Annotated in this window: 17 protein-coding genes, 1 pseudogene and 2 other annotated features (1 of these 20 running past the window's edge); of the genes and pseudogenes, 8 read left to right on the forward strand and 10 right to left on the reverse strand. The window is 47.6% G+C overall.

Annotated elements, in window-relative coordinates; all coding sequences use genetic code 11:
- The first annotated feature begins 63 nt into the window (after positions 1–63).
- The 6 genes from nikA to yhhG are packed head-to-tail and all read left to right on the forward strand — an operon-like array spanning position 64 to position 5,386.
- Positions 64–1,638, forward strand: a complete 1,575-nt coding sequence (nikA, locus tag SF3494; RefSeq protein NP_709246.1) for a nickel ABC transporter substrate-binding protein — start codon at positions 64–66, stop codon at positions 1,636–1,638.
- Complete coding sequence (gene nikB / locus SF3495; RefSeq protein ID NP_709247.1) at positions 1,638–2,582, forward strand: nickel ABC transporter permease NikB; 945 nt, start codon at positions 1,638–1,640, stop codon at positions 2,580–2,582. Before nikA ends, nikB begins: the two co-directional genes overlap by 1 nt.
- Positions 2,579–3,412 (forward strand): nickel ABC transporter permease NikC, encoded by an 834-nt coding sequence (nikC, locus tag SF3496; RefSeq protein ID NP_709248.1) that lies wholly within the window; start codon positions 2,579–2,581, stop codon positions 3,410–3,412. The genes nikB and nikC overlap by 4 nt, the downstream gene beginning before the upstream one ends.
- Positions 3,412–4,176 (forward strand): nickel ABC transporter ATP-binding protein NikD, encoded by a 765-nt coding sequence (gene nikD / locus SF3497; RefSeq protein ID NP_709249.1) that lies wholly within the window; start codon positions 3,412–3,414, stop codon positions 4,174–4,176. Before nikC ends, nikD begins: the two co-directional genes overlap by 1 nt.
- Entirely contained in the window at positions 4,173–4,979 is an 807-nt protein-coding gene (gene nikE, locus SF3498) for a nickel ABC transporter ATP-binding protein NikE (RefSeq protein NP_709250.1), read from the forward strand. The genes nikD and nikE overlap by 4 nt, the downstream gene beginning before the upstream one ends.
- Positions 4,980–4,984: 5 nt before the next feature.
- Positions 4,985–5,386, forward strand: coding sequence for a nickel responsive regulator (yhhG, locus tag SF3499; protein ID NP_709251.1), 402 nt, complete (start codon positions 4,985–4,987; stop codon positions 5,384–5,386).
- Between the two features lie 119 nt (positions 5,387–5,505).
- On the opposite strand, the gene SF3500 is transcribed toward yhhG, so the two are convergent.
- The 6 genes from SF3500 to SF3505 form a co-directional block, all read right to left on the reverse strand.
- Complete coding sequence (locus SF3500) at positions 5,506–5,865, reverse strand: hypothetical protein (RefSeq protein NP_709252.2); 360 nt, start codon at positions 5,863–5,865, stop codon at positions 5,506–5,508.
- Positions 5,866–6,195: 330 nt separating this feature from the next.
- Positions 6,196–7,320, reverse strand: coding sequence for a transporter (gene yhhJ / locus SF3501; RefSeq protein NP_709253.2), 1,125 nt, complete (start codon positions 7,318–7,320; stop codon positions 6,196–6,198).
- Positions 7,320–10,055 (reverse strand): ABC transporter ATP-binding protein, encoded by a 2,736-nt coding sequence (gene yhiH, locus SF3502; RefSeq protein NP_709254.1) that lies wholly within the window; start codon positions 10,053–10,055, stop codon positions 7,320–7,322. Before yhiH ends, yhhJ begins: the two co-directional genes overlap by 1 nt.
- Positions 10,052–11,119, reverse strand: coding sequence for a hypothetical protein (gene yhiI, locus SF3503; RefSeq protein ID NP_709255.1), 1,068 nt, complete (start codon positions 11,117–11,119; stop codon positions 10,052–10,054). The genes yhiH and yhiI overlap by 4 nt, the downstream gene beginning before the upstream one ends.
- Before the next feature lie 365 nt (positions 11,120–11,484).
- Positions 11,485–13,107 (reverse strand): hypothetical protein, encoded by a 1,623-nt coding sequence (yhiJ, locus tag SF3504; protein NP_709256.1) that lies wholly within the window; start codon positions 13,105–13,107, stop codon positions 11,485–11,487.
- Positions 13,108–13,368: 261 nt separating this feature from the next.
- On the reverse strand, positions 13,369–15,144 hold the full coding sequence (locus tag SF3505; protein ID NP_709257.1) for a hypothetical protein: 1,776 nt from the start codon (positions 15,142–15,144) through the stop codon (positions 13,369–13,371).
- A gap of 99 nt (positions 15,145–15,243) precedes the next feature.
- Positions 15,244–16,368 (forward strand) — a sequence feature (Similar to Escherichia coli K12 conserved hypothetical protein gi: 1789905 (384 aa). BLAST with identity of 96% in 375 aa. This CDS contains an in-frame stop codon. The sequence has been checked and is believed to be correct.).
- Between SF3505 and yhiM the strand changes: the two are divergent.
- Positions 15,244–16,368: pseudogene (gene yhiM, locus SF3506) on the forward strand. Its footprint overlaps the feature before it by 1,125 nt.
- Before the next feature lie 92 nt (positions 16,369–16,460).
- Here yhiM and SF3507 read toward each other — a convergent pair.
- Together SF3507 and SF3508 are read right to left on the reverse strand one after the other, a co-directional pair.
- The gene (locus tag SF3507) at positions 16,461–16,976 is read right to left on the reverse strand and encodes a hypothetical protein (protein NP_709258.1); all 516 of its coding nucleotides are present in this window, start codon (positions 16,974–16,976) and stop codon (positions 16,461–16,463) included.
- On the reverse strand, positions 16,930–17,694 hold the full coding sequence (locus SF3508) for a hypothetical protein (protein ID NP_709259.1): 765 nt from the start codon (positions 17,692–17,694) through the stop codon (positions 16,930–16,932). The genes SF3507 and SF3508 overlap by 47 nt, the downstream gene beginning before the upstream one ends.
- Positions 17,695–17,939: 245 nt before the next feature.
- Here SF3508 and SF3509 point away from each other — a divergent pair, with 245 nt between their 5' ends.
- Positions 17,940–18,701: a hypothetical protein gene (locus tag SF3509; protein ID NP_709260.1), complete on the forward strand. Its 762-nt coding sequence runs from the start codon at positions 17,940–17,942 to the stop codon at positions 18,699–18,701.
- Positions 18,702–18,807: 106 nt separating this feature from the next.
- Here the strand turns inward: SF3509 and SF3510 are convergent, their stop codons facing one another.
- On the reverse strand, positions 18,808–19,320 hold the full coding sequence (locus tag SF3510) for a hypothetical protein (protein ID NP_709261.1): 513 nt from the start codon (positions 19,318–19,320) through the stop codon (positions 18,808–18,810).
- Between the two features lie 138 nt (positions 19,321–19,458).
- Positions 19,459–20,607: a hypothetical protein gene (locus SF3511; protein ID NP_709262.1), complete on the reverse strand. Its 1,149-nt coding sequence runs from the start codon at positions 20,605–20,607 to the stop codon at positions 19,459–19,461.
- Positions 20,608–20,632, forward strand: a mobile genetic element; it runs 1,306 nt beyond the window's last position. It abuts the gene before it with no gap.

Raw genomic sequence — 20,632 nt, forward strand, 5'->3', positions numbered from 1 at the left:
ATGACGAATACTTAAAATCGTCATACTTATTTCCGCCATCTATTTTAATCCATTGGGGTTACCATGCTCTCCACACTCCGCCGCACTCTATTTGCGCTGCTGGCTTGTGCGTCTTTTATCGTCCATGCCGCTGCACCAGATGAAATCACCACCGCCTGGCCGGTGAATGTCGGGCCACTAAACCCGCACCTTTACACGCCTAACCAGATGTTCGCCCAGAGCATGGTTTATGAACCATTGGTGAAATATCAGGCAGACGGTTCGGTGATCCCGTGGCTGGCAAAAAGCTGGACTCATTCAGAAGATGGTAAAACCTGGACCTTCACCCTGCGTGATGACGTGAAATTCTCCAACGGTGAACCGTTCGATGCCGAGGCGGCGGCAGAAAACTTCCGCGCAGTGCTCGATAACCGTCAACGTCACGCCTGGCTGGAGCTGGCAAACCAGATTGTTGATGTTAAAGCACTCAATAAAACAGAGCTGCAAATTACCCTGAAAAGCGCCTACTATCCTTTCCTGCAAGAACTGGCCCTGCCCCGTCCTTTCCGTTTTATCGCTCCCTCGCAGTTTAAAAACCATGAAACCATGAACGGAATTAAAGCGCCGATTGGCACCGGACCGTGGATTTTGCAGGAATCGAAACTGAATCAGTACGATGTCTTCGTCCGTAACGAAAACTACTGGGGCGAAAAGCCAGCGATTAAAAAGATCACCTTTAACGTCATCCCGGACCCGACTACCCGCGCGGTGGCGTTTGAAACTGGCGATATCGACCTGCTGTACGGAAACGAAGGGTTATTACCGCTCGATACCTTCGCCCGCTTTAGCCAGAATCCGGCTTACCACACCCAACTGTCACAGCCGATCGAAACCGTGATGCTGGCGCTCAATACCGCCAAAGCCCCCACCAACGAGCTGGCAGTACGTGAAGCTCTTAATTACGCGGTAAACAAAAAATCGCTGATTGATAACGCGTTATATGGCACCCAGCAGGTCGCCGACACCCTGTTTGCCCCTTCTGTGCCTTACGCTAATCTCGGCCTGAAACCGCGCCAGTACGATCCGCAGAAAGCGAAAGAGTTGCTGGAAAAAGCCGGTTGGACGCTGCCTGCGGGCAAAGACATCCGCGAGAAAAATGGTCAGCCGCTGCGCATTGAACTGTCGTTCATCGGCACCGATGCGTTAAGCAAATCGATGGCGGAAATCATTCAGGCTGATATGCGCCAGATTGGCGCAGATGTCTCGCTGATTGGCGAAGAAGAGAGCAGTATCTATGCTCGTCAGCGCGACGGTCGTTTTGGCATGATTTTCCACCGCACCTGGGGCGCGCCATACGATCCACACGCCTTCCTGAGTTCAATGCGCGTACCGTCGCACGCTGACTTCCAGGCACAGCAAGGATTAGCCGACAAGCCGCTGATTGATAAAGAGATCGGCGAAGTGCTGGCGACCCATGACGAAACGCAACGTCAGGCGCTGTATCGCGACATTCTGACCCGTCTGCATGACGAGGCGGTTTATCTGCCTATCAGCTACATCTCGATGATGGTGGTATCAAAACCGGAGCTGGGTAATATCCCCTACGCGCCGATCGCCACCGAAATTCCGTTCGAACAGATTAAACCGGTGAAACCTTAATGTTGCGTTACGTATTACGCCGCTTTCTGCTGCTGATCCCGATGGTGCTCGCCGCCTCGGTGATCATTTTTCTGATGCTGCGCCTCGGTACCGGCGACCCGGCGCTCGATTATCTGCGTTTATCTAACCTGCCGCCGACGCCGGAGATGCTGGCCTCTACCCGCACCATGCTCGGGCTGGATCAGCCGCTGTACGTCCAGTACGGTACCTGGTTGTGGAAGGCGCTGCATCTTGACTTTGGTATCTCATTCGCCAGCCAACGCCCGGTACTGGACGATATGCTGAACTTCCTGCCCGCCACGCTGGAACTTGCAGGTGCGGCGCTGGTATTAATTCTGCTCACTTCCGTACCGCTCGGTATCTGGGCGGCGCGCCACCGCGATCGTTTGCCGGATTTCGCCGTGCGCTTTATCGCGTTTCTTGGCGTGTCGATGCCCAACTTCTGGCTGGCATTTTTGCTAGTGATGGCGTTTTCGGTGTATCTGCAATGGCTACCCGCGATGGGCTACGGCAGCTGGCAGCACATCATTTTACCTGCGGTTTCCATCGCCTTTATGTCGCTGGCGATTAACGCGCGACTGCTGCGCGCCAGTATGCTGGACGTCGCCGGTCAGCGTCACGTCACCTGGGCGCGGCTACGCGGCCTGAATGACAAACAGACCGAACGCCGCCATATTCTGCGCAATGCCTCGCTGCCGATGATCACCGCCGTGGGGATGCACATTGGCGAATTGATTGGCGGGACGATGATTATCGAAAACATCTTTGCCTGGCCTGGCGTCGGGCGCTATGCGGTGTCGGCGATTTTTAACCGTGACTATCCGGTGATTCAGTGCTTTACGCTGATGATGGTGGTGGTTTTTGTGGTCTGTAATTTGATTGTCGATTTGCTCAACGCCGCGCTGGACCCGCGCATTCGTCGTCATGAAGGAGCGCACGCGTGAACTTTTTCCTCTCTTCCCGCTGGTCGGTACGCCTGGCGCTGATCATTATCGCCCTGCTGGCGCTGATTGCGCTCACCAGCCAGTGGTGGCAGCCGTACGATCCACAGGCAATTGATTTGCCGTCGTGCCTGCTTTCGCCGGATGCGCAGCACTGGCTGGGCACCGATCACTTAGGTCGCGATATTTTCTCGCGGCTGATGGCAGCGACCCGCGTGTCGCTCGGTTCGGTAATGGCCTGCCTGCTGCTGGTGCTGACATTAGGGCTGGTTATTGGCGGCAGCGCCGGGTTGATTGGCGGGCACGTTGATCAGGCCACCATGCGCGTCGCCGATATGTTTATGACCTTCCCGACCTCGATTCTGTCGTTCTTTATGGTTGGCGTGCTCGGCACCGGGCTGACCAACGTAATTATCGCCATCGCCCTGTCGCACTGGGCGTGGTATGCACGCATGGTGCGCAGCTTGGTGATTTCACTACGCCAACGCGAGTTTGTGCTGGCGTCACGGCTTTCCGGTGCGGGCCATGTGCGGGTGTTTGTCGATCATCTGGCAGGCGCGGTGATCCCTTCGCTGCTGGTGCTGGCAACGCTGGATATCGGCCATATGATGCTGCACGTCGCGGGGATGTCTTTCCTTGGCCTCGGTGTGACCGCGCCGACCGCCGAATGGGGCGTGATGATTAACGACGCGCGCCAGTATATCTGGACCCAGCCGCTGCAAATGTTCTGGCCGGGGCTGGCGCTGTTTATCAGCGTGATGGCCTTTAACCTGGTGGGTGACGCACTGCGCGATCATCTGGATCCTCATCTGGTGACGGAGCACGCACACTAATGCCGCAACAGATTGAACTACGTAATATCACGCTACAGGCCGCGCAGCCGCTGGTACACGGTGTATCGTTAACCCTGCAACGCGGGCGCGTGCTGGCGTTAGTCGGCGGTAGCGGCAGCGGGAAATCATTAACCTGCGCCGCGACGCTGGGCATTTTGCCCGCTGGCGTTCGCCAGACGGCGGGGGAAATTTTAGCCGATGGCAAACCGGTTTCGCCTTACGCCCTGCGCGGCATCAAAATTGCCACCATCATGCAGAACCCGCGCAGCGCCTTTAATCCACTGCACACCATGCACACCCACGCGCGGGAAACCTGCCTGGCGTTAGGGAAACCCGCCGATGACGCTACGCTTACCGCTGCCATAGAAGCGGTGGGGCTGGAAAACGCCGCGCGCGTGCTGAAGCTGTACCCGTTCGAGATGAGCGGCGGCATGTTGCAGCGCATGATGATTGCGATGGCGGTGCTGTGTGAATCACCGTTTATCATCGCCGATGAACCGACCACCGACCTCGACGTGGTAGCACAGGCGCGCATCCTCGATCTGCTGGAAAGCATTATGCAAAAACAAGCGCCGGGAATGCTGCTGGTCACCCATGATATGGGCGTTGTGGCGCGTCTGGCGGATGACGTGGCGGTGATGTCACAAGGTAAAATTGTCGAACAGGGCGATGTAGAAACGCTGTTTAACGCCCCCAAACATACGGTGACGCGCAGCCTGGTTTCCGCTCATCTCGCCCTCTACGGTATGGAGCTGGCATCATGACCTTACTTAACGTCTGCGGCCTTTCCCATCACTATGCCCACGGTGGATTTAGCGGAAAACATCAACATCAGGCGGTGCTGAATAACGTTTCCCTGACCCTGAAAAGCGGCGAAACCGTCGCCCTGCTGGGACGCAGCGGCTGCGGAAAAAGCACCCTCGCGCGGCTGCTGGTAGGCTTAGAGTCTCCCTCACAAGGGAATATTAGCTGGCACGGCGAATCGCTGGCGAAACTTAATCGCGCCCAACGTAAAGCCTTCCGCCGTGATATTCAGATGGTGTTTCAGGACTCCATCAGTGCCGTGAATCCGCGCAAAACCGTGCGCGAGATCCTGCGTGAACCGATGCGCCACCTGCTATCACTGAAAAAATCCGAACAACTGGCGCGCGCCAGCGAAATGCTGAAGGCGGTCGATCTCGATGACAGCGTTCTCGACAAACGCCCACCGCAGTTAAGCGGCGGCCAGCTCCAGCTCGTCTGCCTGGCACGCGCGCTGGCGGTCGAACCGAAATTGCTGATTCTGGATGAAGCCGTTTCTAACCTTGATCTCGTGTTACAGGCGGGCGTCATTCGCCTGCTGAAAAAGCTACAACAACAGTTTGGCACTGCCTGCCTGTTCATCACTCATGACTTACGCCTGGTGGAACGCTTTTGCCAGCGAGTGATGGTGATGGACAACGGACAAATCGCCGAAACCCAGGCGGTGGGAGATAAATTAACCTTTTCCTCTGACGCCGGACGTGTGCTACAAAACGCGGTATTACCCGCATTCCCCGTGCGCCGTCGCACCTCAGAAAAGGTTTAACGCCAATGCAACGAGTCACCATCACGCTTGATGACGATTTACTGGAGACGCTGGACAGCCTGAGCCAGCGTCGTGGTTATAACAACCGTTCCGAAGCTATCCGCGATATTCTGCGTAGTGCCCTGGCGCAGGAAGCTACCCAGCAGCACGGCACACAAGGTTTCGCGGTGCTGTCGTATGTGTATGAACACGAAAAACGCGACTTAGCCAGCCGTATTGTTTCCACCCAGCATCATCACCACGACCTCTCCGTCGCCACGCTACATGTGCACATCAACCACGACGACTGTCTGGAAATCGCCGTGTTGAAAGGTGACATGGGTGACGTGCAGCATTTTGCCGATGACGTTATCGCCCAGCGCGGCGTGCGGCACGGGCATTTGCAGTGCCTGCCGAAGGAAGATTGAGTTATTTCTAAAACAAGGAAAGAAAAGATATTAACTGAACTTAATTTATAAAATTAAGTTCAGTTGCATAGATAGATCCTGTAAAGGCAGATATTCTGCGTAATGTACGTCGCTAAAATTTATAAATGATTCAAACGCTCATTCAGTGTTTCAATAATATAGGTATTAACAGAGACTTGTTGCTGCGCAGCCGCATTATTAAGGCGTTCACTCAGCGATTCTGGATAGCGTAACGTAAAGGTCTTAATCTTTTCTGTACGCGCATACGGCTCAATACCCGCAGCTTTACAATCCTCAAGATACTCTCGCAGGGAAAGCTCTCCTTCTTTTTGCAGCCCCTGAATACTGTCAGAGACAAAATCACAATAACCTGACAAGCCCAGGAATTTGCCACGAAATGCATTCAGTTCTGGCACGTAGGTAATAACAGCTGGTTGCCCGGCAATCTCCATAGAGTTTGGCGTCTTCAGTTTGATCATGGTTTTACCCCTATACTTAGTAACCAGTCACACACGCTTTCTACAGCGCCTTTATCGGTATCTGGCGACGGATGAGGCCGATGGAAACACGCAACGCTCATATTTAGTATGAACTTGCAACGCGAACCTCTTCCTTCCTTAATTTCTCCGCCTAATGCTTTAACCAGTGACTCTATATCAGACCACTTGATCCCTTGAGGAACAGGAGTTTTAAATATTTGATCCAATGTATTTTTTTGTTTCTTCCGTAAAGCCTGTACCTTGGTTCTCATGGCATGTCCTTATGACTTCACTTTATGACATCACAGTATGAAGTCAAGTTTCCCTTCCTTACGCCATTGTCCCAATCGTCTTCCTGAATCGCAGCAGTGCGATGGTGAAAAACGCGCCGCCAATTGCCATCAGCGTCAGGAACTGCGGCCAGACGATTTCGAATCCGGCACCCCGGTAGAGGATGGCCTGCGCGAGGCTAACAAAGTGTGTCGTCGGCATGGTCAGCATAATGTCCTGCACCATCTGCGGCATACTTTCGCGCGGCGTGGATCCACCGGAAAGCATTTGCAGCGGCAGCAGCACCAGAATCACCAGCAGCCCCAGTTGCGGCATTGAACGCGCTATCGTCCCCATAAAAATGCCGATTGACGTGGTGGCAAACAGACTGAGCGCCACGCCCAGCATAAACAGCGGGATCGAGCCTTCAATCGGTACGCCCAGTACACCTTTCACCATCAGCACCAGCGATAATCCCGATACCACCAGCACCACCAGCCCCATCGACCAGATCTTCGCCATCATGATCTCAAACGGCGTTATCGGCATCACCAGTAAATGTTCCACCGTGCCGTGTTCACGCTCGCGGATCAGCGCCGATCCGGTCAATACAATCGCCAGCATGGTAATGTTGTTGATGATCGCCATCACCCCGCCAAACCACGCGGGATCAAGGTTCGGGTTAAAGCGCATCCGGGTTTCCAGCGATACCAACGGTTCGCTGTTATCACGGTAGCGCGCGACAAAGCTGTTCACTTCACCGTTGATAATATTCTGGATATACCCATTGCCGGTAAATGCCTGGCTCATGCGCGTGGCATCGACGTTCACCTGAATATCCGGCTGGCGTCCGGCGAGGACATCACGCTGAAAATTAGGCGGAATATTTATCGCGAAGGTATAGCGTCCGGCGTCCAGTCCGGCATCCATCTCATCGGCGGTGATCATCTCCGGTGGCAAAAACCACGGACGATAGAAGCTGTTAACGATCCGGTTCGATAACTGCGATTGATCCATATCGGCAATGGCGATCGGCGCGAGGTTCAACGATCCTGGCGTAACGGTCGCTGACGAATACACCGACACCGTAAACGAGAAGACAATCAGCGTCAGCATCGCTTTATCACCGAGCAGACTGCGCAACTCTTTGATACCCAGATTAAAAATATTGCGTAAATGGCGCATCATCCCTCCTGTTTTTTCAGCAGCAGGATGCTTAAGCCCATCACCAGCGGGATGGCTATCAGCAACGGGATAAAAAGTTGCCACAAATCAGTCAGATCCAGCGCTTTCGAGAACGTTCCGCGGGCGATAGTCAGAAAATGACTGGTCGGGTAAACCTCGCCGATCCAACGTCCAGGCCCTTCCAGCGAAGCTACCGGATCGATCATCCCGGAAAACTGTGTCGCCGGGATCAATGTGATAATCGCCGTTCCGAAAATGGCGGCAATCTGGCTTTTCATAAAGGTGGAGATCAGCAGCCCCATTCCAGTGGCAATGATGATATACAGCAGCGCCGCCAAGGTGAGCGTCAGGAAACTGCCTTTATGCGGTACGCCAAACACAAACACCGACAGGCCGCAGAGCAGGAAAAAGTTCAGCATCCCCAGCGCGATGTACGGCAGCTGTTTGCCAAGCAAAAATTCGCTACGGGTGGTGGGGGTCACGTAAAGGTTGATAATCGACCCTAGCTCTTTTTCCCGCACCACGCTAAGGGCGCTTAGCATTGACGGGATCATCATCAGCAGAAGCGGGATCACCGCCGGAACAATCGCTGGCAGGCTTTTTACGTCCGGGTTATAGCGATAACGCGTCTCAATGTTCATCAGCCCGCTTTGGCTGGCGGGTGTCGATTGTCGGCTCGCCACATCCTGAAGCCAACTCTGGTGCATTGCCTGCACGTAACCTTTTACCGTTTCGGCACGACTGGGCATCGCTCCGTCGATCCAGACGCCGAGTTCCACAGGCGTACCACGCGCGATATCGCGCCCGAAATTGGGCGGGATCTCAATGGCCACCGTGATATCGCCCGCACGCATCCGACGATCAAGCTCGTCATAACTGGTGAGCGGCGGCTGTTCGATAAAGTAACGGGAACCGGAGAGGTTGAGTGTCCACGCCTGGCTACTGACGGTCTGGTCGCGGTCGAGCACCGCAAAGCGCAGGTTTTCCACATCCATACTGATGCCGTAACCCATTATCAGCATCAGGATCACCGTTCCCATCAGCGCCAGCGTCGAACGTACTGGATCGCGTCGCAGTTCCAGCGCTTCGCGGCGGCTGTAGCTAAACAGACGGCGCAGGCTAAATCCCTGACGCGGCGCGTGGGTGGTGTCGTGTACCACGGGCGGCGCTTCGGCTTCGTTGCTCTGCCCTGCCGCTTCCTGCAAATAGGCGATAAATGCCTCTTCCAGACTGGCGGCTCCGCGTTTCTCAACCAGTTCCTGCGGTGTACCGCTGGCAAGCACTTTTCCGGCGTGCATCAGTGAGATGCGGTCGCAACGTTCCGCTTCGTTCATAAAGTGGGTGGAGATGAAGATAGTCACTTTGTCCTGGCGCGAGAGATCGACCATCAACTGCCAGAACATATCCCTCGCCACCGGATCGACACCAGAAGTAGGCTCATCGAGGATTAACATCTCCGGGCGATGAATCACCGCCACCGCCAGCGAAAGCCGCTGGCGAATGCCGAGCGGCAATGACTCCGGCAGAACATCTTCAACGTCGTTGAGCTTAAAACGCTCGCTCATTTCAGCCACTCGCGCGGGAATTTCCGCTTCCGGGATGTGAAACAAACGGGCATGTAACTCCAGGTTTTGCCGCACGGTGAGTTCGTTATAGAGCGAAAACGCCTGCGACATATAGCCCACACGACGGCGGGTATCGATATCTTTTGGATCAACCGGTTGCCCAAATAGCCACGCCTCACCTTCGCTGGCGGGCAGCAGTCCGGTAAGCATTTTCATGGTGGTGGATTTACCGCAGCCGTTCGAACCAAGGAATCCAAAAATCTCCCCGCGTGGAATGCGGAAATTGACGTGATCAACGGCAACGAAGGAACCAAAACGCATGGTCAGATCGCGCGCTTCGATGGCAATCTCTGCGTTTTCAGGTTGATACGGTGGGATCACTACCGCCTGATGCGCCTGGCGTTGCGCTTGCGGTAACAGATTAATAAATGCTTCTTCCAGCGTGGCGCTTTGCGTTTGCTGCCGCAGCTCTTCGGCGCTGCCGGTTGCCAGCACTTCTCCGGCATTCATCGCTACCAGCCAGTCGAAGCGTTCGGCCTCTTCCATATAGGCGGTGGCGACCAGCACGCTCATATTGCTCTGCCGCTGGCGAATACTGTCGATCAGATCCCAGAACTGGGCGCGGGAGAGCGGGTCAACCCCCGTTGTTGGCTCATCAAGGATCAACAGTTCCGGGTCGTGGATTAACGCGCAGCACAGCCCAAGTTTTTGCTTCATCCCGCCGGAGAGTTTACCTGCCGGACGATCGCGAAACGGTGCTAACCCGGTGCTGGTCAGCAGCTCATTAATTCGCACTTCCCGCTCCGCTTTATCGTGACCGAACAGGCGAGCGAAAAAATCGACATTTTCATACACCGACAAGGTGTGGTAGAGGTTTTTGCCCAGCCCCTGCGGCATCCAGGCGATGCGCGGGCAGACGTCTCGGCGATGCTTCGGGTCGTGCATATCGCCACCCAGCACCACCACATTGCCCTGCTCAATGACGCGGGCACCGGAAATCAGTGACAATAAACTCGACTTCCCGACGCCATCCGGACCAATCAGCCCGACCATGCAACGGGCCGGAATATCGAGAGTGATATTGTTCAGCGCAACGGTTTTTCCATAATGCTGGCTCACGCCCGCCAGTTGCGCGACAGGCGGGACGGGAACCAGTTCCAGATGCGTCATTGCGGCAACCTCACCACGAGGTCGTCAGGCCACGGAAGTTCTTCATTCACCCGCACCCACGCTACGCCCGGTAAACCGGTTTTGACATATTCCAGATGCTGCTGGAGTAATTCCGGTGGGATACGCGCTTTGACGCGGAACATCAGTTTCAGCCGTTCATCGCTGGTTTCGACGGTTTTTGGCGTGAACTGGGCGACACTGGCGACAAAACTGATGGTTGCAGGAATACGCAGATCTGGCGCGGCATCGAGGATCAGCCGGGCTTCACCGCCCAGTTTCAGCGTGCCCGCCTGTTCGGTTGGCAGGAAGAAGGTCATATAGACGTCGCTGAGATCGACCATATTCAGCACCCGACCGCCTGCCGCCAGCACTTCCCCTGGCTCGGCAACCCGATACTGCACGCGTCCGTCACGCGGGGCTTTCAGTTCACTGTCATCGATATCTGCGGCAATGCGCCGTTCAGTGGCTTGCGCTGCTTCGACCCGAGTTTGCGCCTGAATGATATTGGTGCGTGCTGCTTCTATAGCCGCTTTAGAAGCCGAAACCTGGGCTTTCGCTGATTCCAGCGCAGCTCGGGCGCTCTCAGCGGCGGCGCGGTCGTCATCCAGCTGTTGCGCAGAAATAGCCCCTCGTTGGGCGAGCGAGCGGGAACGCGTATGACGTTTGGCAACAGAGTCCAGTTCGGCCTGGCGTTGATTGACCAGCGACTGTGCGGCACGAGTTTCACTTTGTCGTTGCTCCAGCAAAGCCTGCGCGGCGGCAACGGCGCTTTGTGCCTCTTTGATTTGCGCGATGGCTTCCAGTCGCTGTTCCTGCAACACGCGAGTATCCATCTTCGCCAGCACTTCGCCTTCGCGAACAAACTGGCCTTCTTTCACCAGAATGGTGTCGATACGCCCGGCAATTTTGCTGGCGATATCCACTTCCGTCGCTTCAATGCGCCCATTGCTGACAGCAAAGCCTTCCGGCACACCCGCCGGGCGCAACAGCCACCACGCCACGACGGCAGCCACCGCCAGTGCCCCGACAACCCACCACGCCAGATGGCGCTTACTCTTATCCATAATCGACCCGCCATAATCCCTGTAAGCAAACGACGCGTGTTACAACTGCCGCCGAACGACGTTCAGCGGATTCTTCCATCCGGGATAAGAAGGAAACGACAAATACGACCAGCGCGCAGAGCATTGAGCGCCAACGGGGAAGGCTTAGTGAAAACGGGTAGTAATGTTGTCATCATCAGCATTCCTGGCCGTAAATGAAACACGCATACTCATAAGTGTGATCTATAAAACTGGCTGACAAAACGGTATCCATCCTGTTGGATCGCATTTCACGCCTGTTCAGTTGCAGGAACAGAGCATTCCTTTTTACGTTTTATCAACAGTCTCAACCAGATAGTAACATTAATATTCATGTTGTCTATGGTTCAGAGCTGTAACATTGTGCGCCTTCTAATCAAAGGCATAAGTCCATTTCTGTTTTTTTCATGCTGGTAAGACTTCCAGGGAGTGGTTATCTCTGGCCCTGCACCAGGGTTAATTTGGCAATTATGCATGCTGAACATTCTTCCAGCATGTTTACTGTCACGGGCGTTAAGACCTAAAACTGTCCCCGTTTCACCTATGCGTTCTCTCCCACCATTTCCGTTATGTGCAACAACTTGATTTATACCTAACATTTGTGAACATGCTAATAGTGCTTCAAGTTTAGGTCTGTAATCTGTCGAAACAGAAAAATAACGATTAAAGGATCGACAAGAGATAGCCCGGCTAGTTTTAAACTTTTTGCCATTAATTATAGCATGATGCTTTTTATTAATAATTTCCGCTAATTCGACCGGATCGAGAGCATTGGTCATTTCATCAATAGAGACAGTTATCGGTCCTATAATGTAACGTTTTCGCTGATCATCAAAAGTTATCCCATGATGATTTGCCATTATTTTGTATTTGGGGTCATAGAAACATACAGGATAATCTTTTATCCCGTCGTAGGTATCCTCATCAAGTGGTTTCATGCGCGTGAAGTTTTGCATATAGTTACCATTGCAATTCGTTTCATGATTTCCAGCTAATACATGAACATTTTCATTGATACTCATTATGCGTTTTAACAAATCGATGATAAATTGATCGCCACAGATATTACTAAATCGATCGCCGGTTTGGTCGCCAAGAAACGTACATGGCGTGACTGCGTCTTTATTAATAACCAAATAAGGCTGAAGACTTTCTAAAACATTATCTCTTCTGTTCAGTATACTGATTATTGTATTAACATTAGTGTCAAGTTGCTCATTAAAGTTCTCCCTTAGCAATACGTTGAGAACTTCATCTTCTATATTAAGCAACTGGCTAAGGAAATTTTCTCCTTCAGCCATGATTCCCAAATGTCCTGTTGCAAAAAGCGCGTACAAAACTGCACCGACTGAGCCATCGGTATCGCCAAAATAGGTCGGCCTGGTACTTGTGGGATCAACAGGTGAACAATTGGAGAAATAGGTTCTGTCAGCGAACTGGGGTTTTATAATTGTTTCGAATTTAATATCAAATACATTGTATTGCGATATTTCCCAGTTCCAGATGGGTTTGTACGACTCAGTAACTGCAACATCATTAGCATTATCATTTACTGTCATATTATTAAGTAAATAAACAATGCTGCACCAATTAATATCGGTATTATCAAGAGGGCAACCGTAATTTTTACTATTAATTGTCACAATAAACTGATAACAGTTATTCCTACGTAGAATATGAGCGCGCATGCCCGATAGCATACTATATTTTTCTGAATGATTCGTTTGTATGGTAAATGAAATTTTGTCATCTTGAATAGATTGTTGGAAACGTTCTATTTGCCAATCATCAATTTTTTCCACAACTTCACCGAGCATTGTCCTGGCAATACTTGATATATCATCACCTATACCATTTGCAATATACCCAAACAGTTCTTTAGTGAAGTTGGTAACATGCTCTTGCACCATATCATTTGTTGCGATTGTCGTTGTACTGCCATTAGTGCCTGCCACAGTTCCAATTTTCATCTTTTACCTCATATTATTCACCGCGAGGAATACATAGTTAACATTTTATCTTATGACATACACCTCATATTCGATGGGGAAATAATTATATTTTGCACAAATCATTCAGCCTTAAAGCATAATATGAAATTTCTTATCTCATAGCAGAGAAAGTCCCTAAATATTGTAGAGGCGTCATCAGTACATACCTCTACAATCGATTAAGAAAACCTATGAAATACTGGCAAAATTAAAAAGAGATACCACAGCACTCATGAAGTTTTATTGAGGTTGAAAACAACTAAGCCCTGGGACACCTTTTTTATCACCACGTTCGTTAGGTGCTATCTTCCAAGAATTTAGCCCCATGGTATAATTATCAATTTTTTGATGCTGGTCTACCCCTAATCCATAATGGCCAAATTTCTGTTTAGTTTTTTTGAGCGTCTGTCCACATTTGAAGATATCTTCAGGTTTTGGTCTGAAAGCAGTAGTGTTATTAAAATAATTTTCATATACAGGTGTGGGTGCTATAGCATTGCTTCTAATTAGATGGAGAAGATGATCATCCATGTGTTGTTTATGTTTTTTATTACATATATTTGCTAATTCCTCAGGATCAATTGGGTCTTTCATCTGATTAAATGGAACCTGCAAAGCACCGAGACAATAACATTGATTTTCTTCATTTCTTATTATTCCGTGATGACTGGTTAAAACTTTAGTTTCTGAGTTATAATTACAAACATCGAGCGTTTTAATTAAGTTATACGTATCACCGGCAGAGAGTTTATAATTTTCTAGTCGTGCAGTATAGTTACCATTAAAATTGATTTCATGATTTCCAGCCAGAACGATGACATTTTTATTAATACGGCTATCTTTATTACCCTCCATATTTCGCATAGAATTTAGCAAAGTAAGGATATATTTATCACCAAAAATAGTACTAAATCTATCGCCTGTATGATCCCCAAGGAAGATACAAGGGGTTATCGCATCGTCCTTTAAAAAAACATGTTGATGCAACTCATTCAATATCATGTCTCTCGTATTTAATAAATTGTAGAGCAATTTATTATTTTTATGTATGTATGCAGATGAAGCCATGTCTTCGTGTTTTAATAATTCACATAATAAACTCCAACCCTTTTCCCTGATGCCTATATGCCCTGAAACGAGCAATGAATAAAGTACAGCGCCTACTCTTCCATCTGTATCGCCAAAATAAGCCGTGTTGGCATTTTGTGGGTTAATCACACCACATTGTTTATAAAAGTCTATTTTAGAAAACACAGATTTAACATAGCTATCAAACTTATCCTTAGGAAACGTCTCTTTAGAGACATCCCAACGCCAGTCAGCTTTAAAATTACCGCTAAGAAGAGTAAAGAAATTTTCAGGTATGATAGAAAGCCCATTAACTTTATAAATTATGTCTGATTTATCTCCGGAGAAATTAATAAAATAATAACCATCCTTACACTCAATCTTAACTGTAATGGGAGACGATAATTTTATCACATGGTTATTGTCTGGTATAATTGTAAAGATAAACGTGTTAGTAGTATTATCGGCAAAACTATTATATTCTTGAATATCTATAGATGGCTCACTATTGTAAAACCATATTTTCTCCATCTGAAGACTATGTTCATTTACCCTCCAGTGACCATGTTGCAGGAAATAGATGATATGCATGCCAAAATCGTTATCTATTTGCGAATCATTATCCAGCTTATCAATTTCAACTATCTTTGAACGATGTGTTTTATCAACCTTGCTATGGTGTTGATGATTATTAACTTTATCTGAATGCTTATCTTTATGGTTTGAAGGGATGTACTTAAATATATTGTCAATTGCTTTCATAAATAACCCGCGATATTTTTGACCTGTTAGTAAAAAATAAATGATACATGTCTGAAAGACATATTTACGACGATATAAAACAATAATACTTATATGTTCGCTGATTTTAAGCACCGAGACTATCCGGTCTTTTACTAAATAATGGAAAACAATCCATCCCTGGAAGACAATTGTAAAAAAAAACAACAGAATAAGAATTAATCTTAGGATAAATATTTATTTATCATGGCCTTTTGACCGCTAAAAAATGGCACTCGGCACAGTAAACCCCGCTATAGTTATGCTATGCATTTGTCTTTAATGATATCTCGTCGTTATATTAACAGGCTGAAATTATCATTAATGCACATTTCAATATTAGCAGGGATACCTGAGGAGTTTAAAGTGAACATATATATCGGGTAGCTTTTCAAATTAATCCCTTTGATTATAGGCTTAATTTGCATCGCGTTAGGTGGCTTTGTGCTGGAAAGTTCAGGGCAACGTCACGGGTCATGTGCTGATTTCTCTGGCGGCCATATGCCTGGCATTATTCACTACCGCATTTATTATCATTTCGCAACTCACGCGCGGCGTTAATACGTTTTACAATACATTGTTCCCCATTATTGGCTATGCGGGGTCAATTATCACCATGATATGGGGTTGGGCACTGTTAGCAGGTAATGATGTGATGGCAGACGAGTTTGTTGCCGGCCATGTTATTTTTGGCGTTGGTATGATTGCCGCATGTGTATCGACGGTGGCAGCGTCGTCCGGTCACTTTCTGCTCATTCCCAAAAATGCAGCGGGGAGCAAGAGCGACGGAACACCGGTACAGGCTTATTCTTCATTAATCGGTAATTGCCTCATTGCCGTTCCCGTTTTACTCACCCTGCTCGGTTTCATTTGGTCTATTACGCTGTTACATAGTGCCGACATAACTCCGCATTATGTCGCCTTGGGTTAACCGCAATCTGTGCCTGTCTAATTGGCCTAGTGGCCACAATCGTCCATCAAACACGTAATACGTTCTCATCCAAAGAGCACTGGCTGTGGTGTTATTGGGTTATTTTTCTCGGCTCAGTCACGGTGCTGCAGGGGATATACGTCTTAGTCAGTTCCGATGCAAGCGCCCGACTGGCTCCCGGCATTATTCTCATTTGCCTCGGAATGATCTGTTACAGCATATTCTCAAAAGTCTGGCTACTGGCACTGGTCTGGAGACGTACCTGTTCGTTAGCCAACAGAATACCGATGATACCGGTATTTACCTGTCTGTTTTGCTTGTTTTTGTCATCATTCCTCGCGGAAATCGCACAAACTGAGCTGGACTACTTTATTCCATCTCGGGTTCTGGTTGGATTAGGCGCAGTATGTTTTACATTGTTCTCTATTGTTTCAATATTAGAGGCCGGTTCTGCGAAAAAAAATTAAAATTTACATAATCCCAGCGTTATTCATATCTTAACGCTGGTTTTTTACGAACTTAGTGAAATAATGTAGAATATAAAATTATAATTTTATATTGGAGCACATGTGTTAATGATCAACCCCGGGATACTAAAAATATAGACATTATTAAACTTGCTTAGCCTCGCATTGCCTTTACCTGTTAAAGATGCATCGAGAAAATTGAGTCTGAAGTTCTCATCCTTTATCTGATTTTCCAGTCCCGAAACTTTGGCCTTAGCATTACCTGAGATCCGTCCGTTACTATCTATTTTGTAGGTAAAAAAATACGAATGGGAAAATTTCCTCGGTGTATCTTCATCAGTTAAGCCAACAATCGTAAAACTACCGCTACCATCTTTTTTTAAAATGACTGAAAGGTTAGCAGAGTAGTATAAAGAATGATCTGTTTTAGCATTTCTTGTTAACGTCGACGTACATTCAAGAGACGTTGTGCTACCATCACGAGCCTTCCAGAGAGCAAAAAAACACACCTGTAGCAATGTGAAAACAAGTATTAATATAAAATACATTTTCTTATTAGTCATATAATAGCACCTCTGAACAAATTGCATAAGTTTCGTCATTAGAGGATTTTATACATCTTGATAAATACCGCTGCCCTTCCCCAAGCAAATAATGCATACTATTTACATCATATATAAAATTTGCACCTGGCACACAGGGTAAATGCTTTTTCGAAATTTCAGCGGCCTCTATTTGAGATTTAGCGAGGCCAATCTCGTTAAGATTCTCTGAAAGATATAAATCACAGGTGTCAATCTTACCTGATTTAACCAATGGATAATCCGTTATACTGTAGGTATCTTTAAAAGCCACGGCAAACATTTCAATAATAACAATTACTACCACAAGCGAAATCAAAATGCGAAAAAGAGGAATACTCCTTTTGCGCTCTACTTTTTCAACAACATCTTCTTGTAAATGAGAATCATCATAAGATTGTTTACTTATTGTTATGTTTTCACTGATGTAAAAGCCTACTTTGGGTATCGTAAGAATCACATTTTCTTCAACACCAATATTTTTAAAACTTTTGCGTAACAGGGATATATATTGGTTCAATGTGTTGTTTGACAGATCAAATGAAAATCTCTCCAAAACGCTATCAATGATTGAGTTCCTGTCAACCGCTCCACCATTACTTTCCAGTAACACTGCCAAAATACACCCCGCCGTAGCTGGAAAATTTATCTCATCCTGGGTATTTACATTCGAGAGCGAGCATTTGTTCGGATCAAAAATAATCGCGTCATTGATAATGAAAAAACATCTCCGCTCCATGCAGGCAACAACACAAAATAAGATTTTGTCATTTTAGCCTATTCCTGGTGGAACTGACACAAGAAACTAAAATACAAATATAACCCTGAAAAAGTCATATAAAACTTATATCCACAGAATAAAAAATCAAACATGTCAGTTTTATCAATATAAAGTATCGCAAGGCGAAAAGTGATGCAAGAATACTCCTAAGTAAATGAAAGCGCACCACATGAAATTATCAACACATGTAATTTCATCATTAGGTGCTATCGAAAATAACTCAGGAGCTACTTAAGATGAATAATGTCTTACTCATGAGACCCGATGACTCAGAATTTATGATACCTGATGACTGGTCAGGGCTAAACGCAAAAGGCATTACATACGAACAAGATAATAGAGTGACAGAGTCTTTTCTGCCTTTTAAATCTTTTTATTGTTCACCGGTGTGCACGACAGTTGAACTCATCTCACAAAATAATTGTTTTGCTATGGGTATCCGCTACCTTCTGGAAAAGAAAAGAGACTTAAGGCTAAATCACTTTAAAGCCTTCTCTCATAAATGCGAGACAAAACCTGACGTGTTAATTATGACCGGGTGCACCGTCGCTGATACTTATAGTATATTCTCACGCATTGTTGAAGAAAATATAATGAAAACGATGACACCTATCGTCATCATTACTGGGCATCACTCAGAAGATCTTTGTTCTCTGGCATCGAAACTGGGAGGAGTTAAAATAATATCACCGACAGAAAAGATTGCAAAAATAGAAAACGCTATCAATGATGCTTTTAACAGCAAGCCTAAAAAAATAAGATTTTTAACAGATATACTCTCTCCTCAACAAATTGAGACCATGAAAATGGTTGCGCAGGGTAGATCCGTTAATGAGATTTCAGCCGCAATGAATATTAGCATCAAGACCGTGTATGCACATAAAGTTCGTGCTATCAATAAGCTGGGAATTAAGAAAAAAGTTTATGAAGCGCTTTTTTATAAAGCGCTAATTCAGTTCAACTGATGTAAAAATCACCCTCGCTTAATAAATAATATATTCTATGTCTTTTTTTATAAGTTAAAAAAGGCGGGATATCAAATCCCGCCATGAAATTAACTAATCATCTGCATTATTCTGCGTAGATATAAGCCTGGGTACGGATGGTGTAAGAGTCTGGCTCAACAACCTGTTCTTTCATATGGGAAACGACGCGATAGGCACCACCTGTTCCAGTATTTTTCAGCATCATATAACGCTTACCGCCAATCTCTTCGGAGGCAGCTGAAGGAGGATCCTGCTCAAGCGTTGTCAGGGAAACTTTCAGTTTATGGTCCGGGTTATTGTCACCAGAAATTACTGCATCCGCTGAAGTACTGCTCTCCGCATAAATATCATCCGGGAAAGTTACAGCATAGTCGTGGCTCTGCCCATCAGATGCGCCAACAATACCTGTTGCCAAAGGCGTCCATGCAGTTAACGTACCGCTATATACCCCTTTCACTGGTTGAATGGTATTATTAACAACGATAGGCTTGGTCAAAGTAAGATTAGCTGACGCTTCAGTACCCTGGCTTACTAAAGTTCCCGCCTGAGAAGCAAAAGCTGTCCCCGCCAGCATGATTGCCAACAATGTTTTCTTCATTATATTTTCTCCATGATTTTCATTTACACTGCAAAATGCAGTTTCTTTCTTTGCATTTACGTGCTATCGCGAAAATGCTTCCACCAAATAATGGAAACATCTTCACAAAAATAAATTATGAGTTTCTTAATTTAGAAACTATAAACATGTCGCCGCTATCTGGTATAACCCTGATGCACTTTTCTTCGCAGGAAGTTGGTATTTTGCGATACAGGATTGATCTTTAGAATAACCCCATTTCACATTAAACTCGCCTTCCGCACTCAAGCCAGAAACATAAGCAATACCATCTTCACCTACAATGCCGGCCATATTTTCAGTGTCTTTGCTATAACTAATCACAGCGCCGAAGGGGATGGGTTTACCCTCTTTCTGTTTTAAGGTTACTAATCCTTTATCCCCGCTCTTCACTGCCAATGTCGCAGGCACAACGGCTCCAGCTGTCGGTACAACCAATTGACTAGTTTGTGGTAAGTCGTAATTCTTACCTATCGTTTTTTCATCCAGAATAACATCGTCTCTTCGGTATGGCTGCACTGGCAGTATTGCATACCCACGAAAATCAGTACTCAGTCCCGGCCAGCCATTAACGTTAACCCCCGTTGCTCCGGGTGCCTCTATAAGGGCTAATGTCCCATCCACATTTTGACCAAATGTAAGTCCATCCCTTGTAATAAGTATCCCACCGCTTAAATTTGCACCTAGCTGTTTCATGTTTTCGCTGGAGCTGTAATGGCTACTAAACTGACCATATGATCCATTTTTGCCAACTTGCACAATGTTCATCGTGCTCTTCGGTTGTGACTGATGAGCGTTAGTTATATTTGTCGCTACATCCCACCATACACCACCACTATTCTGACCTGATAATGAAACCTGATAGTTATTACCCTGCTCTCCCGAACGACTCATCTGTGAAGACGCATAAATTTGATTTTCGTCACCCAGCGATAATGGCACTGAAATACCCACGCTTAATTTCCGATCTACTTTCCATTTATGCGATGTCAGCAAGTCGTTTTTTGCCCAGTTAATGGAGAATGTTATGCCTCTCCATACCGTACTATAACTCAGGCTGGTAGACCGCGTGTTTCCTGTGCCCCGGGAAGAATTATACCTCGTGGTATTGAAGTTCAAATTCCCGATATTACCAAGGGGCTGGGATAAGGATATCGTAGAGCCATCGTGACTATTCTTATCTCTTTTTCTGTTCCGTTCATCCTGTGCACTTACTGCTTCAGTCAGTGTGGCATAACCTGATGCATAACGGTTCGTGGTTATAGACAATAGACTGGCCCCCTGAATCTCCAGA

The sequence above is a fragment of the Shigella flexneri 2a str. 301 genome, assembly GCF_000006925.2.
GTDB lineage: Bacteria > Pseudomonadota > Gammaproteobacteria > Enterobacterales > Enterobacteriaceae > ECMA0423.